Below are 16,299 nucleotides of genomic sequence, written 5' to 3' on the forward strand. Positions count from 1 at the left end.
TTGGTGTGTTCCATCATTTCCTACTTGTCTAGGAAAAATCCTACGACTAGGAGATGCGCATGCAGAGCGATGATCCGCGCGCGGCGCTGGCCGCATTGGCGAGCGAGCGCGGCGTGAGCCTCGCCGCGCTATCGCGGCTGATCGGGCGCAATGCCGCCTATCTGCAGCAATTCGTCCAGCGTGGAACGCCGCGCCGTCTGGCCGAGGACGACCGTCGGCTGATCGCCGCTTATCTCGGCATCGACGAAACGCGGCTGGGCGGCGCGGATCGCCCGCCGCCGCTGGTGCGCGTGCCGCTGATCGACGCTGCCGCCTCGGCTGGCCCGGGGGCACTAGTCGACGATGATCGGGCGGCGGGGGGTGAGGCCATCGACCCGGCACTGCTGCGGCGACTGGGGGTGCGTGCAGAAAACCTGTCGATCATTACGGCGCGCGGCGATTCGATGCTGCCGACAATTGCCGATGGCGACGAATTGCTGGTCGATTGTGCCGATCGCACGCCCGGCGGCGACGGGCTGTTCGTTGCGCGCATCGACGGCGCGCTGGTGGTCAAGCGCCTGACGCCCGTGGCCGAGGGCATGATCGTCACCAGCGACAACCCGGCCTATCCGCCGCGCCGCGTGGCAGCCGTTGAGGTTATCGGGCGGGTTGTCCGGCTGACCCGGCGGCTGAAATAGGGGTCAGCGCGCGCGGTCGCGTAGCCACACAGCAGTCGCCAGCGCGATCCCGGCCGCCAGCCCCAGCAGAAAGCCGAAACTGGGCTGGCCCTGCGTCGCGCCCACAAACGCACCGACGATCGCGCCAATCGCAATCAGCACACCACCGGCCATCGGCGCCGGACGCTGGGGTCGAGTTGTCATGCCCCGCGCCCTGCCACGATCGGACGACTGGCGCCAGTCCGCCGACGACGGACAGACATGGCTTTCGCAATCTTTACCAATTGGCGTAATCCGAAGGTTGTAGGCGGTCGCGTAGACGGACGTATGCACGCCGATTCCTTCGACCTTTTTCCCGATGAGCCGCGGCTCGCCTGCTACATCGCCGATCGCGCGACGCTTGAAGCGGCAGTGACGCTGATGTCAGATCACGGCCATCTCGCCGGGATCGAAGCCGCAGCACGCGCCGACGCCAGCCGGGCGCGGGGCAATGTCAACGGCTTTTGCCGCTGGCGCCAGATCGAACGGCTGATCGAGACCCTGTCGGCGCCGCGCGACGGCACGTTGCACTGATCGACCAAGGCGTTCGGTCGCGCGGCATCGTTGCGCGTCCGGGCCTGTTGCTGGGCGTGCCGTCCCGCTAGAGCGGGGGCATGATTGGGCGCGTCGGATGGCATAAGGGCTGCGGGCTGGCCGCGATGATCGCGGCAATCGCGGTGCCCGGCACAGCCTGCGCGCAGGAAGCGCCGCCCCAGACGCCTGCGCCAGCACCGGTGCCGCCGGCCGAATCGCCGATGCTCGATCCCGATTCGCCGCTGGCGCCGCTGCCGGAATTGGGCGTCGACTGGCCCGATCTCAGCAAGGTCGACGCCACCGCTACCGACGGCACCGCCAAGACCGACATCGCCGAACTGACCCGATATGAGTACCGTATCGAGGGGATCGAGGGGATCACCGACGCGCTGTTCCTGCAACGTTTCAACAGCCTGTCGGCGCTGAAGGCTCATGTCGGCGACCCGTCGAACGCCGCCCAGATCGATCGTCGCGCGCGCGAGGACGTGACCCTGCTCCAGACGCTGCTGCGCGGCATCGGCTATTACGACGCCCGGATCAGCACCAGCATTTCGGCCGAAAGCGGCAAGCCCCGCGTGACGCTGCTGGTCGAACCCGGCACGCAGTACAAGCTCGATACGGTTTCGACGCCCGGTCTGGCGGCAGCAGGGGAAGTGGCGCCGGCGCTGCGCGACGCGCTTGGCGTTGGCGTCGACGATCCTGTCGATGCCGACAAGATCGCTGGGGGCACCGCCGAGCTGCGCGCGCAACTCGGCGAGCGCGGTTTTCCGTTCGCAACCGTCGAGGAGCCGAGCGTCGTCATCGACCATGCAACTGGCAAGGCAACGCTCAACGTCGCGGTCGAACCCGGCGGCGTGCGCGTTTTCGGCCGGATCGTCACCCCGCCCAACAAATTGTTCGACGCGCGCCACATCCAGCAGATCGCGCGCTTCAAGCCCGGCGAAACCTATAATGCGACGGCGCTCGACGATCTGCGCCGTGCGCTGATCCAGACCGGCATTGTCTCGTCGGCTGAGGTCAAACCCGTCGAGGGCGAAAAGCCCGGCACGGTCGATATCGCGGTTGCGCTCCAGCCCGCACCGCCGCGCACGATCGCCGGCGAACTCGGCTATGGCACCGGCGAAGGCATCCGCGCCGAAGTCGACTGGACGCACCGCAATCTCTTCCCGCCCGAAGGCGCGCTGACGCTGCGGGGGGTAGCGGGCACGCAGGAGCAATCGGCATCGGTGATTTTCCGCCGCAACAATTTCCAGGGGCGCGACCGGGTGCTGACGGCGCAGCTGGCGGGCGCCAACATCAATCGGCCCGCCTTTCAAGCGCGCACCTTCTCGCTGTCGGGCAGCCTTGAGCGCCAGACGACAATCTTCTTTCAGAAGAAATGGACCTGGTCGCTGGGTGCCGAGCTTGCGGCCTCCGACGAGCGCGACGTCATCATCACGACGGGGGCGTCGCGGCGACGGACGTTCTTCATTGCCTCGCTGCCGACCAGCCTTTCCTATGACGGGTCGGACGATCTGCTCAATCCCACCAAGGGATTCCGGCTCGGCGGGCGGCTGTCGCCCGAATTGTCGCTGCAAGGGTCGGTGTTCGGCTATGCCCGCATCCAGTTCGATGCGAGCGCGTACAAATCGCTGGGCGAGCGGGTGGTACTTGCCGGCAGGGTGCGGCTCGGCACGATCCTCGGCGCGCCGCGCGATGCGATCGCGCCGTCGCGGCGCTTCTACGCCGGCGGCGGGGCGTCGGTGCGCGGCTATGGCTTTCAGGCGATCGGCCCGCGCGATCCCAATAATGATCCGATCGGGGGACGCAGCCTGACCGAATTTTCGCTCGAAGCGCGCATCAAGGCGTTCGGGCCGTTCGGCATTGTGCCCTTTTTCGATGCGGGCAACATCTATACCTCGGACCTGCCCAAGTTCAGCGACTTGCAATATGGCGCGGGCGTTGGCTTGCGCTATTATTCGAACTTCGGCCCGATCCGCATCGACGTCGGCACGCCGATCAACCCGCAGCGCGGCGATCCGCGCATTGCCGTTTACGTGTCGCTGGGGCAGGCGTTTTGAGCGAAGATACCGCGCCCCCGCCGCGTCGTGCCCCGCGCCTTTTGCGCTGGGTCGCCGTCATCGTCGCGCTGCTGCTCGCCACGGCAGCACTGGCGTTGTGGCTGGTGGATACCAGCATCGGCCACCGCTTCATCGCCGATCAGATCGCCGCGCAGCGCCCCGCGAGCGGCCTCCGCTTTTCGGTCGGGCGGATCACCGGGTCGGTATGGTCGAAGGCGACGCTGATCGACGTGCGTGTCAGCGATCCGAAGGGGCCAGTGCTGGCGGTGCCGCGCGCCGAACTCGACTGGCGCCCGCTGGCGTGGCTCGGCAACCGGCTCGATATCAACACCCTCGCCATTCCTGAAGCGACGCTCATCAAAGCGCCGACGCTCAATCCGGGGCAGAAGCGCGGGCCGATTCTGCCTGGGTTCGACATCCGCGTCGGCGGGCTGCGGATCGACCGGCTGGTGGTGGGCCCGCGCGTCACCGGCGCCCAGCGCGTCGGCAGAGTCGTTGCAAGTGGCGACGTTCGCAATCGCCGCGCGATGGTGCAACTCGCCGCGCGGATCGAGGGAAGCGACGACATCCGGCTGATGCTCGATGCCGCCCCCGATGCCGACCGGTTCGACATCGACCTGCGAGCAACTGGTCGAGCGAACGGGCTGCTGGCGAAGCTGAGCGGCATCGCTCGCCCGCTGGCGTTGAGCATCGCCGGCGAGGGACGCTGGGCGCGCTGGCGCGGCACCGCCAAGGGGAAGGTCGCCGGTGCCGAGGCACTTGACCTCGCGCTTGGCAATGATGCCGGGCGCTACACGCTGGCCGGTACGCTGGCGCTCGACCGCGTGGTGGGGGGCAAGGCTGCACGGATTTTCGCGCCGCGCGTGACGGTGCAGGGCGCCGCGACGCTTGCTGCGCGCGTGCTCGACGGCAATCTGGCGCTGCGCTCGCGCGCACTGGCGGTCGACAGCTCGGGCGCGATCGATCTCGCCACCAGCAGCTATCGCAACCTGCGGACTCGCGTGCGGGTGCTCGATCCTGCCAGCGTCGTCGACCGCGCAAGCGGCCGCGCAATCGAACTGCGCGCGGTGCTCGACGGCACGTTCGACACGGCCCGGTTCGATTACCGGCTGACCGCCGACCGCGTGCAGTTCGGTGGCAAGGAAGGATTCGAAGTCGTGCGCGCAAGCGGGGGCGGGCGGCTGTCGCGCTTCCCGGTCGCTGTACCGGTGCGGCTCGAGGTCGGGCGAGTGACCGGCGTCGACGCGATGGTCGGCGGCATCTTGCGCAACCTGTCGGCGCAAGGGATTTTGCGCGCGACGCCTGCCCTGATTACCGGCGACAACATTCCGTTCCGGTCGGACAAGCTCACTGGCACGCTCAGCCTGATCGTCGACCTGAAGGCTGGTCGCTTCGACGTCGGCCTGAGCGGCGGCCTGCGCAAATTCCTGATTCCCGGGCTGGGTGTGGTCGATGTCGCATCGAAGCTGCGGGTGGTGCCCGCGCCCGGTGGCAGGGGTGCGCTGATCACCGGCAATGCGACCGCGCAGTTCGTCCGCCTCGACAATGAATTTTTCGCGTCGCTAGCGCATGGCCAGCCGCGCATCACCACGGCGCTGCGCCAGTCGACCGACGGCGTACTGCACTTCGACAATCTGCTGCTGACTGCGCCAGACATCCGCATCACCGGCAATGGCTATCTGCGCCGCGACGGTAGCGTCCATTTCGAAGGCAGCGGTACGCAGCGGCAATATGGCCCGCTGGTGCTGAAGCTTGACGGAAGGCTCGAACGGCCGACGGTCGACCTCAAACTGGCGCGCCCGAACGAGGCGCTTGGTCTGCGTGACGTGACCGCGCATCTCGATCCCACGGCGGAGGGTTTCATCTTCGCCGCCAGTGGCGGGTCGACACTCGGTGCCTTTGCCGGGCGCGGCGCGATTCTGTTGCCGAAGGGGGGCACCGCAACCATCGCCATCGCCGCACTCGACGTGGCGGATATGCACGCGAGCGGCAGTCTGCGCGCCGTGACCGGCGGCTTCGACGGGCAGCTCGACGTCAGCGGCGCAGCGCGCGGCACGCTCGCCTTCGCGCCAGTTGGCAAGGTGCAGCGGATAGAAGCGCATCTGCAAGCGAGCAACGCCAAGGTGACCGACGCGGCGCGGTTGCGACGCGGCAAGCTCGATCTCGTCGCGCTGCTCGATCCCGATGGCGTGTCGATCGAGGCCAAGGCCGAAGGCGTCGGACTGCGTCAGGGCAGCCTTGTGCTCGGGCGGTTCAACGTCGATGCATCGCTGCGCGGCGGCACCGGCACGATCAGCGCGCAACTGCGCGGTACCCGCGGCCGCGCCTTCGATATTCGCCTCGCCGCCGATGCGAGTCCGGATCGCTACAGCGTAACGGCATCGGGCACGATCGACCGGCGTCCGATCGCGCTCGTATCGCCCGCCGTCGTGACGCGTATCGGCGACGGCTGGCGGCTCGGTGAGCTTTCGGGCGACCGGATGGCGCTGGACGCGACGCTCGCGCGGATGCCGCTGTCGGTGCTCGACATCGGTTATCCCGGGCTGGGGCTTTCCGGCAGTGCCTCGGGCAAGCTCGCCTTTGCGCAAAGCGGCGATGCCGCGCCGACCGGGCGGATCGACATGACGGTCAAGGGTCTCAGCCGTTCGGGCCTTGTGCTGACTTCGCAGCCGGTCGACATGGGGCTCGCCGGAGTGCTGGGTGCCGACAGCCTCGCCTTGCGGGCGATCATGGCATCGGGCGGCAAGACGATCGGCCGCGCGCAGGCACGTCTGTCGCCACTGGGTCAGGGTGATCTGGTCAAGCGGCTCGCCAACGCCGGGTTGTTCGCGCAGGTGCGCTACGACGGCCCCGCCGATACGCTTTGGCGGCTGACGGGGATCGAGCTGTTCGATCTGTCAGGCCCCGTTGCGATCGGCGCCGACCTGACCGGTCGCGTCAACGACCCGCGCATCACCGGCGCGCTGCGGGCCAAGGGCGCACGGATCGAAAGCGCGCGTACCGGCACCGTGCTCACCAATGTTCAAGGCGCGGGCAATTTCAGCGGATCGGTGCTGCGGATCGACAGTTTTACCGCCGACGCCGGGCGGGGCGGGCGCGTTGCCGGCAGCGGCAGCTTCGATTTCGCGGCCGTCCACGGCTTCGGCATCGACCTGAAGCTGCAGGCCGAGCGTGCGGTGATGATCAACCGCGACGACATTGGCGCGACGATCACGGGGCCGATCACGATCCATTCGGACGGTGACGGGGGACTGATCAGCGGCGACGTCGTGCTGAGCGCGAGCCGCTACCGCCTGGGGCAGGCAACCGCCGCGGCTGCCGTGCCCAAGCTCAACATCCGCGAAATCAACCTGCCGGGCAGCGAGGACGAGGTCGACACCGTGCCGCTCAAGCCCTGGCGGCTCGATGTGTGCGCGCGGGCGCCGGATAGTCTCGACGTGTCGGGGCTTGGTCTCACCAGCCGCTGGTCGGCGACGATGCAGCTGGGCGGCATTGTCGAGGAACCGACGATTTCAGGCCGCGCCGACATCATCCGCGGCACTTATGAATTTTCGGGCCGCGAGTTCGCGATCAGCCGCGGCACGATCCGCTTCCTTGGCAATTCGCCGCCCGACCCGGTTATCGATATCGCCGCCAGCGCCGATACGACCGGCCTCAGCGCGACGATCCGGGTGGCGGGGCAAGCGACCAAGCCCGACATCAGCTTCTCAAGCACCCCCGCGCTGCCGCAGGACGAATTGCTCTCGCGGCTGTTGTTCGGCACCTCGATCACTCAGCTATCGGCACCCGAGGCGCTCCAGCTCGCCTCGGCGGTGGCGGCGCTGCAGGGCGGCGGCAATGGGCTGAACCCGATCAATGCGTTGCGCCGGGTGGCGGGGCTCGACCGGTTGCGCATTCTGCCTGCCGACAAGACCATCGGGCGGACGACCTCGTTCGCAGCGGGCAAGTATATCACCCGGCGGCTCTATGCCGAAATCATCACGGACGGGCAGGGCTATTCAGCGACGCAGGTCGAGTTCCAGATCACGCGCTGGCTGTCGATCCTGTCGACGGTCTCGACGCTGGGGCGCCAGAGCGCCAACGTCCGCGTGTCGAAGGATTATTGAACGAGCGCCGCGACCAGTGTGTCGGCAAGCTTGCCCGGAACATCCTCGCCGAAATCGACGTAGAGGTCGGGCTCGATCGCTTCCAATTCCATCAGCGCGAGCCCGCCGCCGGGTAGGCGGATCAGGTCGACGCGGGCGTAGAGCGGCGCGACCGGCAGTGCCGCCAGCGCCTTCGCCGCGACTGCGCGGGCTTCGTCGCTGGCCTCGGCGCGCGAAAGCTGCCCGCCGAACTGCGGCTGAATGCGGAAGTCGCCACCCTGCGCGACTTTCCGGACCGCGTGGCTGAACGCGCCACCGATGAACAGCAGCGACAACTCGCCTTCCTCGCCCACAGCGGGGAGGAAGGGCTGGACGATCGCCTCGGCGAGCGGCTCGACCGGATCACCGCGCCGGACACGCGCCGTGCGATAGCTGCCGCCCGAGACTTGCGGCTTCACCACCAGCGTGTCGACCCCAAAGCGATCGAACGCCGCCGCGACGCTCACCGCATCGGCATCGCCGAACCAGCTCGGCACGATCGGCACCCCCGCGCTCTCAAGCTCGGCGAGATAGGTCTTGCGCATGTTCCAGCGCAGCAGTGCGGGCGGGTTGAACAGCGGCGCGCCGTCCGGCCAGTCCGCCAGCACGCCCGCCCAGCGCGCCGCATCAACATGATAACCCCAGGAAAACAGCACGAGCGCCGCCGCGCCGTTGCCCGGCCCATCCGTCCACGGTCGCGGCGCCAGCACCAGCCCGCGTGCGGCGAAGGCGGCGCGATAGTCCTCCACCATCTCCACCGCTTCCGCCGCATAATCGCTGTCGGCGGCGGGCATCAGCATGTCGATGCGCATGGCGATCAGGCAGGCGCGCCCATGATCGTCTTCACTTCCATGAAATCGACGAGGCCGTACTTGCCATTCTCACGGCCATTGCCCGACTGCTTGTAGCCGCCGAAGGGCGCCGCGCCATCGGGGCTCCAGCTGTTGATCGTGACGAGGCCAGCGCGCAGCCGCGGCGCCACCTTCGCCGCTTCGGCCGGATCGCCCGAGATCGTTGCCGACAGACCGTAAGGCGTGTCGTTGGCAATCCGCACGCCTTCGTCGAGGCTGTCATAGCGGGTGATCGTCGCCACCGGGCCGAAAGTTTCCTCCTGTGCGATCCGCATGTCGGGGGTCACATCGGCGAACAGGGTCGGCTTGATGTAATAGCCCGAATTGCGGCCGTCGGGGCGCCCGATGCCGCCCGTGACGAGCGTCGCGCCCTCGTCGATCGCCGACTGGATCAGCCCCTGGATCTTGTCGAACTGCGCCTTGTTGACGACCGGGCCAATGTGCGCGCCCATCTCCGCCGGATCGCCGACCTGCGTCGCTTCGAACATTGCCTTGGCGACCGCCGTCGCAGCTTCGACCTGCGATTCATGGACGAGCAGCCGGGTCGGCGCGATGCAGCTCTGGCCGGTGTTGGCGAGCACGCCCATCAGCGTCGGCGGCAGCACCGCCTGCAGATCGGCGCCTTCGAGCACGAGGTTGGGCGCCTTGCCGCCGAGTTCCTGATGCACGCGCTTGACCGTCGCGGCGGCGGCTTGCGCGACCGCAATGCCCGCGCGGGTCGAGCCGGTGAAGCTCACCATATCGACGTCGCGGTGCGCCGACAGCGCCGCGCCCACGCCGGGGCCATCGCCGTTGACGAGGTTGAACACGCCCGCGGGTACGCCCGCTTCGTGCAGGATTTCGGCGAGGATGACCGCGCAGCTCGGCGCTTCCTCCGACGGCTTCAGGATCATCGCGTTGCCCGCCGCGATCGCCGGCGCGACCTTCGCGGTGATCTGGTTGAGCGGCCAGTTCCACGGCGTGATCATCGCCACCACGCCGATCGGCTCATGCACCACCTTGGCGCGGCCGAGCTTTTCCTCAAACGCGAAGTCGCCGAGCGCTTTCAGGGTCGAGATGAAATGGCCAAGCCCTGCAGGCACCTGCGCGGCGCTGGCGAAACCGATCGGCGCGCCCATTTCCTCGCTCACCGCCTTGGCGAGATCGGGCATGCGGCGCTTGTACACGTCGATGATGCGGGTCAGCAGCGCGCTGCGCTCCTCGATGCTCGTCTGCGACCAGCTTTCGAACGCGCGGCGGGCAGCGGCCACGGCCTTGTCGACATCGGCCGCCGAGCCCAGCGTAATCTCGGTGCAGGGCTGCTCGGTCGCCGGATTGATGACGTGGTGGCGCGTGCCGCCCTCGCTATCGACCCAGGCGCCGTCGATATAATGCTGCGTGTAGCTCTGCATCCTCTGCCTCCGTGTTTTCGAGATTACGGTATGGCGGATAGATGGCGGGGCGGGAAGCGGGTTGCAAGGCGAAACCGGTGAGGTGGGCAAGCAGCTTAAGGTCACGAAAGGCCCTGCGGTTGCGGGCGGAGGCGTGACCTTAAGCCGGGATTGTCGCCCGGTCGCAAGCACATAGCCGCCTGATACTCCCGAAAAGGACGGGGTTTCGACGCGCCCCATGTGCGGCACAGTCCCCCCAGACCCGCGCGCGAGCCTCATAACGTGCGCACCTTCGGGCTGTACCGTTCGCTGTAATCCGCCCGCGCCGCCGCGCTTCCCAGATTTTGAGCCGATCGCCGGTCATTTGACGTAAATCTCTTTCAGCTCGCTCCCCCGATAGGCAATGTCGCATTCGGCGCTGCCCGAGCCATCGGGCTCGAATGACGCGACCCGCGCGCGTACGACACGCCCCAAATGATTACGCGCGGCGAGCGTGCACAGCCGGTCTGCTTCGGCTTGAGCCGCCTTCTGCGAGCCCGCATACAGCGGCAGCGTTTGCGTCGTTTGCTTGTTGACCGCTGTTTCGCGCATCTGGCAATTGGCGAGAAACTCGGTGACGCTCGCCTTCCAGCCACTGCCGCTGTGCTTGTTGGCAAAGGTGTGCATCGCTTGGCAGTCACGTGCGTCGCGGGCACGCGCAAACTCGGCGGCGACGGCATGGTCCATTGCGCGCTCAAGCGCGTCGTCGTTCCACAATGACCAGACAGTAGCTGCCGTGCCGAGCAGGGCGAAGAAACCGACGATGGCGACCCAGCCGCGAGCGCGGATCAATTGCCAAATCGCGGCGGGCGGCGGTGGGTCCTGGCCGCTGACCTTGCGCGCGGCGGCAACCGCGATTTGCGCCCGGTGAATGTCTCCGAACAGGAAGCGAAGGATGACACCGGGTTTGCAGCGCCAGCCGAACGCAGGATAGATGGTCGATCCTGCCATTTCCGGCGGCGTTGCACCGCGATCCAGCTCGATCGACACCGCCGTCTTGCGCGCGAGCAGTTCGGCACCGAGCTCACGCAAAGCCGCACCTTGCGGCGCCGACGTGGCGTTACTCCAACAGAACAAGACGCAGCGGCTCGTGCGCGCGAGCCGCGCCACCTGCACCCATTCAGGCGTTTGTGGCGCGGGGGCTTCGATTCGCGTCGAGTGCACGCCAGCGACCTTGGCCTCGTGCAAGCCGTCCAGCACCATTTCGGCGCGCGCACGGTCTGCAGGGAGCGCGAGAAGAAAAATATCGAGCGGCGTCATCGCCGTGTAGCCTCCAAAGCAGCTTGCTGCCTGATCAGCGTCACGATACCCGCTTGTAAAGGGGCGCTCATGTCGATGTTGCGCGCTAGCATCGCATCGATCTGGCGCGCTGCCCTGGCCCATGTGAACCCGGGCGCACCAAGGGATGCAAGCCCTCCCAACGAAACAAGCAAGTTTCGCTGGGCCAAAACCGAAGCAGGTTCCAACTTGGCAAGCCGATCTGAGATTTCGAATTTGCGGTAATAATAGGGCAGGGCGCTGCGCTGGTCACCGCGCATGACCAATGCGCCCCCAACCATTTCCAGACTGAGCAGCAGGTCTTGCTGCGCCTCGATCGACGACGCATCCAACGTGGCCAGCTTTTGTGTGATGTCGAGGCTGCGTTGAAAGTGATCGAGCGCAGCGGCCAACTCACGGCGTTGCACAAAAATGCTTCCGGTCTTGATCAGACTGATCGCCAAATCGCGCTTGGCCTCGGCGGAAGAGGGGGCCAGCTTGGCGAGCCGCTCTACAATGTTGAGGCTGCGTTGATAGCGCTCGAACGCGCCAGTCAAATCTTGGCGCGAAAACAAGACATCACCGATCTTGTTCAGGCAGTTCGACAAATCCCGCTGCGCCTGGGAAGATGAAGCGTCTCGTCCGATGAGCCGCTCTGCAATGTCGAGGCTCCGCTGATAATAGGCAGCGGCATTTGTCAGGTCTTGGCGTTCCTCGAACATCTGCCCGACCTTGAGCAGGGCAATCAGGACGCCGCGCTGAGCCTCGATCGAGTCTGGATCAAGCCTTACCATGCGCTCGCGAATGTCGAGGCTGCGCCGATAGCGTATGAGGGCACCCGCCAAGTCTCCTCGTAGCGCTAATTGGTTCGCAACATTTTCGAGGCTGCGACTCACGTCCAATTGAAGCTCGGTCGATGTTGGGTTCTGGACCGCCAGCCGCTCTGCAATCATGAGACTTCGCTGATATTGCGCATAGGCGCCCGGCAAGTCGTGCCGCTTTTCCAGCACATTGCCGACTCTCATGATGCTGAGCAGCAAGTCGCGCTGCGCCAGAACAGAGGATGGATTAAGCTTCGCCTGCCTTTCATCGATTTCGAGGCTGCGTCGATAGCGTTCGAGAGCGCCGGACAAGTCTTGACGCAACATCATAATGTCCGCGTCAAAGCTGAGCGCGACGGATCGATCACGTTCGCCTTGTGCTGTTTGCAACGCCATAGCGGCCGCGCGCGATGCGTCATCGAGCCGTCTTTGGTCACGGTAGAGTCGCCCGAGCGTGATCCAGTCCCAATGATTCCCAGCGCCGCCGGCGACGACTTGCTCCCAGTCCTCGGTGACTTGCGCGATCGTCAAATTACCCTTGTTGCGCTGGTTTAGCGTTTGCACGGCGGTATCGCGCCAGCGGGCGGCGTTGCGGACGGCCGCAGCGCGGGCATCTGCGGCTGCTTCGCGTTGAGCGGTCAGACGAAGAAGGTCCCGCGCCTGACTAGCAGCTTGCGGCGTGTCGAGCAGCAGCAGCTCGAGCGCAGCCGCGCCATCGCGGGTCTCGAAAATGCGGGCGGACGCTTCTGCAAAGCGATCCCTTTCACGGGCGAATTCGGCATCCCGTGCGGCGAGCCTGTCGTTCCATGCAGCCTTCTCAGAGGCAAGGCGACGTTCGAGTTCGTCGGCGCGAGCGCGGGCGGCAGCAGCGGCGCCGCCGGCGGCTTTGCCTTGAAGCCGCAGACGGCGCAATTCGCCGTCGCGAGCGATGATCATCCGCCTTTGCTCATTGAGTTTGGCGTCATGCGCCCGCTTCAGCGCTGCCTCGCTCGCGGCAGACTGAAAGGTGATCGATTGGACCAGATAGGCCTCGCGCGACGTCAGCGCCGGTGCCGCCATTGCGCCCGCTGGCGCCAATGCAACAGGAAGCAGCCACATGATGGTGCGCATCTCAATCCCCCCACGGAATTGGTACTAAATTGACTGATCGCGCCCGGGCTGCGCAAGCGTGATTTGCTAAGCGACGAAAACGGCGCGGGATACCGAAGCACCCGCGCCGTGAATTGACGAATATTAGAGAATGTTTACGAGCTGTAATACATATCGAACTCGACCGGCGACGGCGTCATTTCCCACCGTGCGACGTCTTCCATCTTCAGCTCGATATAGCTTTCGATCTGGTCCTTGGTGAACACGTCGCCCTTCAGCAGGAAGTCGTGGTCGGCGGCGAGGCTTTCGAGTGCTTCACGCAAGGAACCGCACACCGTCGGCACTTGCTTCAGTTCCTCGGGCGGCAGGTCGTAGAGGTTCTTGTCCATCGCCTCGCCCGGGTGGATGCGGTTCTGGATGCCGTCGAGGCCGGCCATGAACAGCGCGGCATAGGCGAGGTACGGGTTCGCCATCGCGTCGGGGAAGCGGACTTCGACGCGCTTCGCCTTCGGGCCGGTGCCATAGGGAATGCGGCACGATGCCGAGCGGTTGCGCGCCGAATAGGCCAGCAGCACCGGCGCTTCATACCCCGGCACCAGCCGCTTGTAGCTGTTGGTGGTCGGGTTGGTGAACGCATTCACCGCCTTGGCATGCTTGATGATACCGCCGATGAAATAGAGGCAGGTGTCGGAAAGGCCCGCATAGCCATTGCCGGCGAACAGCGGATTGCCCTTGTCCCAGATCGACATGTGCGTGTGCATGCCGCTGCCGTTATCTTCCTTGATCGGCTTGGGCATGAAGGTCGCGGTCTTGCCGTAAGCGTGCGCGACCTGGTGGACGACATATTTGTAGATCTGCATGCGGTCGGCAGTCTGTGTCAGCGTGCCGAAGGTCAGGCCGAGTTCATGCTGGGCAGCGGCGACTTCATGGTGGTGCTTGTCGCAGGGCAGGCCCATTTCCATCATCGTCGACACCATCTCGCCGCGGATGTCGACGCAGCTGTCGACGGGCGCGACCGGGAAATAGCCGCCCTTGGCGCGCGGGCGGTGGCCGAGGTTGCCGCCTTCATAATCGCGGCCGGTGTTGGTCGGCAGTTCGATGTCGTCGATCTTGTAATAGCTGGTGGCGTAGCTGGTTTCGAACTGGACATTGTCGAAGATGAAGAACTCGGCCTCGGGGCCGACATAGACGGTGTCGCCGATGCCGGTGTTCTTCAGATACGCCTCGGCGCGCTTGGCGGTCGAGCGCGGATCGCGCGAATAAAGCTCGCCGGTCGAAGGTTCGACGATGTCGCAGAAGATGATCAGCATCGGCGTTGCGCTGAACGGATCGACATAGACCACGTCGAGATCGGGCTTCAGGATCATGTCGCTTTCGTTGATCACTTTCCAGCCGGCGATCGACGATCCGTCGAACATGAAGCCGTCGGTCAGCTCATCCTCGCCGACCACCGACGACACCATCGTCAGGTGCTGCCACTTGCCCTTGGGGTCGGTGAAGCGCAGGTCGACCCACTCGATTTCGTCGTCCTTGATCATCTTCAGGATAGTGCTGGGGTCGTTGGCCATGAAATGATCCTTTCAGCTGATGATGTTGCCGAGCCGATCGAAACGACTCGGGGGCGCATTCAAAACTCGCGCGCAGTTTGGAAGAAAATGTTGCAGCGCGTCAAATCGCGTTTTCGTCGCGTTCGCCGGTGCGGATGCGGAGAGCACTTTCGACCGGCAGGACGAAGATCTTGCCGTCGCCGATGCGCCCGGTGTGGGCCGCCGCAGCAATCGCTTCGACCACGCGCGGCGCCATCATGTCGTCGACGACGACTTCGAGTTTCACCTTGGGCAGGAAGTCGACGACATATTCGGCGCCGCGGTAAAGCTCGGTATGGCCCTTCTGCCGGCCGAACCCCTTGGCCTCGATGACGGTGATGCCCGACACGCCGACTTCGTGCAGCGCTTCCTTGACCTCGTCGAGCTTGAAGGGCTTGATAATCGCCTCGATCTTTTTCACGCGGCTCCCCCTGGCGCGGCGCCGGACGCCGCTGGTGTTTGCATGGTTCCTATCAACGATCGTGCCAGATGCCGCCGCACCCGGCAATGCACGGCGCGCAGGTTGAGCGACCGCAGGAGGGCTGCCCAATTGTTGGGCAGTTGGGCTGGGCCTGCTGCATTGCTGGGCGGATGCCCGCGCAAAGCCGCCGTTGCCTTAAAGGATTATTGGCGCCTCCCGGGGCAATGGTAAAAGCCGGACACTGCGGGCGGGAGCGAGTGAATGGCAAAGCGATTCGAGCCGGTAAAGGACTTGGTCAGCGATCTGGAGGCGCCGCCGACGGTCCGGCGCTTCGGCAGCGGCTGGTACTCGGGCTTCTTTGCGCTGGTGCTGGCGATCACCGGGCTTGGGCTGGTCGCGGTGCTGCGTTGGCCTGGCTGGCTGTCGACGCCCGAGCTGGTTGCGTTCGAGCAATCGAGCTGGTTCCGGCCGATGGTCCATATCGTCCTGCTCGCCAGTTACGCGCTGGCGTTGCTCAGCCTGATGCTGCGGCCCGTCAAGGTGCTGGGCTTCAGCGCGCTGGCGATCGGGCTGAGCGCCGCGCTGCTCGGCGGCGCCAATGTCACGCCGCGCGAGACCGCCGATTGGGGGATTTTCTTCGGGATCGACTTCTTCATCGTCAATCTGATCGCGACCGGCATCATGTTCGCGCCGATCGAGCGACTGTGGCCGCAGCGCCCCGAGCAGCGGCTGTTCCGCGTCGAATGGCGCGAGGACCTGTTCTATTATCTGGTCAGCTCGATGCTGGTGCAGGTGTCGACCTATCTCGCGCTGGCGCCGTCGACTTGGCTCAACGCGCATACCGATAGCTGGAGCGCGATGCGCGCCGCCGTCGCGTCGCAGCCATGGGTGCTGCAGTTCATCGAAGCGGCGCTGATCACCGATTTCGCGCAATATTGGTTCCACCGCGCCTTCCACCGCGTGCCGTTCCTGTGGGGATTCCATGCGGTCCATCACTCGGCCAAGTCGATGGACTGGCTGGCGGGCGCGCGGATGCATCTGGTCGAAGTCGTGCTGCTGCGCGGGGTGACGTCGCTGCCGCTGCTGACGCTGGGGTTCCTGCCGTCGGTGATGCAGGCCTATGTCGCGCTGGTCTATGTCTATTCGGCGCTGGTCCACGCCAATCTGCGCGGCGATTTCGACCGGCTGGGGCATTGGCTGGTGACGCCGCGCTTCCACCACTGGCACCACGGGCTGGAGGAAGAAGCGATCGACGTGAATTTCGCGATCCATTTTCCGATCTGGGACAAGCTGTTCGGCACTTTCCACATGCCGCCCGGCCGCTGGCCGCAAGGCTATGGCGTGCCTGAGCGGGTGCCGCAGGGCTATTGGCGCCAGTTCGCCTATCCCTTCGTGCGCAAGCAGCCGCCAGAACTGGGCTGAGGGGCGGGCATCAACCATGACTCTGCCAGA

Annotated in this window: 12 protein-coding genes; 5 read left to right on the forward strand and 7 right to left on the reverse strand. The window is 65.8% G+C overall.

Features of this window, described 5'->3' with window-relative positions:
• The first annotated feature begins 59 nt into the window (after positions 1-59).
• On the forward strand, positions 60-677 hold the full coding sequence (locus AX672_RS09235; RefSeq protein ID WP_066650897.1) for a S24 family peptidase: 618 nt from the start codon (positions 60-62) through the stop codon (positions 675-677).
• A 3-nt stretch (positions 678-680) separates the two neighbouring features.
• On the opposite strand, the gene AX672_RS09240 is transcribed toward AX672_RS09235, so the two are convergent.
• Complete coding sequence (locus AX672_RS09240; protein WP_066650855.1) at positions 681-860, reverse strand: hypothetical protein; 180 nt, start codon at positions 858-860, stop codon at positions 681-683.
• Positions 861-983: 123 nt separating this feature from the next.
• Here AX672_RS09240 and AX672_RS09245 point away from each other — a divergent pair, with 123 nt between their 5' ends.
• The 3 genes from AX672_RS09245 (at position 984) to AX672_RS09255 (ending at position 7,395) form a co-directional block, all read left to right on the forward strand.
• Positions 984-1,229, forward strand: coding sequence for a hypothetical protein (locus tag AX672_RS09245; protein ID WP_066650856.1), 246 nt, complete (start codon positions 984-986; stop codon positions 1,227-1,229).
• A gap of 80 nt (positions 1,230-1,309) precedes the next feature.
• Positions 1,310-3,289 carry an autotransporter assembly complex protein TamA gene (locus AX672_RS09250; RefSeq protein ID WP_082730471.1) on the forward strand — a complete coding sequence of 660 codons (1,980 nt, stop codon included), beginning with the start codon at positions 1,310-1,312 and terminating at the stop codon, positions 3,287-3,289.
• Positions 3,286-7,395: a translocation/assembly module TamB domain-containing protein gene (locus tag AX672_RS09255; protein ID WP_231731246.1), complete on the forward strand. Its 4,110-nt coding sequence runs from the start codon at positions 3,286-3,288 to the stop codon at positions 7,393-7,395. Before AX672_RS09250 ends, AX672_RS09255 begins: the two co-directional genes overlap by 4 nt.
• Here the strand turns inward: AX672_RS09255 and AX672_RS09260 are convergent.
• The 6 genes from AX672_RS09260 to AX672_RS09285 all read right to left on the reverse strand — a co-directional run bounded on the left by AX672_RS09260 (position 7,389) and on the right by AX672_RS09285 (position 14,847).
• Complete coding sequence (locus tag AX672_RS09260) at positions 7,389-8,213, reverse strand: ATP-grasp domain-containing protein (protein WP_202189288.1); 825 nt, start codon at positions 8,211-8,213, stop codon at positions 7,389-7,391. The genes AX672_RS09255 and AX672_RS09260 overlap by 7 nt on opposite strands.
• Positions 8,214-8,230: 17 nt before the next feature.
• The gene (locus tag AX672_RS09265; RefSeq protein ID WP_066650857.1) at positions 8,231-9,655 is read right to left on the reverse strand and encodes an aldehyde dehydrogenase family protein; all 1,425 of its coding nucleotides are present in this window, start codon (positions 9,653-9,655) and stop codon (positions 8,231-8,233) included.
• 339 nt (positions 9,656-9,994) lie between these two features.
• Positions 9,995-10,933, reverse strand: coding sequence for a hypothetical protein (locus AX672_RS09270; protein WP_066650858.1), 939 nt, complete (start codon positions 10,931-10,933; stop codon positions 9,995-9,997).
• Entirely contained in the window at positions 10,930-12,861 is a 1,932-nt protein-coding gene (locus AX672_RS09275) for a tetratricopeptide repeat protein (protein ID WP_066650859.1), read from the reverse strand. Before AX672_RS09275 ends, AX672_RS09270 begins: the two co-directional genes overlap by 4 nt.
• A gap of 134 nt (positions 12,862-12,995) precedes the next feature.
• Positions 12,996-14,408 (reverse strand): type I glutamate--ammonia ligase, encoded by a 1,413-nt coding sequence (glnA, locus tag AX672_RS09280; protein ID WP_066650860.1) that lies wholly within the window; start codon positions 14,406-14,408, stop codon positions 12,996-12,998.
• Between the two features lie 100 nt (positions 14,409-14,508).
• Positions 14,509-14,847 carry a P-II family nitrogen regulator gene (locus AX672_RS09285; protein ID WP_066650861.1) on the reverse strand — a complete coding sequence of 113 codons (339 nt, stop codon included), beginning with the start codon at positions 14,845-14,847 and terminating at the stop codon, positions 14,509-14,511.
• 261 nt (positions 14,848-15,108) lie between these two features.
• On the opposite strand from AX672_RS09285, the gene AX672_RS09290 reads away from it, so the two are divergent.
• Positions 15,109-16,269 carry a sterol desaturase family protein gene (locus AX672_RS09290; protein ID WP_066650862.1) on the forward strand — a complete coding sequence of 387 codons (1,161 nt, stop codon included), beginning with the start codon at positions 15,109-15,111 and terminating at the stop codon, positions 16,267-16,269.
• Positions 16,270-16,299: the final 30 nt, after the last annotated feature.

The organism is Sphingomonas sp. CCH10-B3 (assembly GCF_001556185.1).
Lineage (GTDB): Bacteria > Pseudomonadota > Alphaproteobacteria > Sphingomonadales > Sphingomonadaceae > Sphingomonas > Sphingomonas aquatica.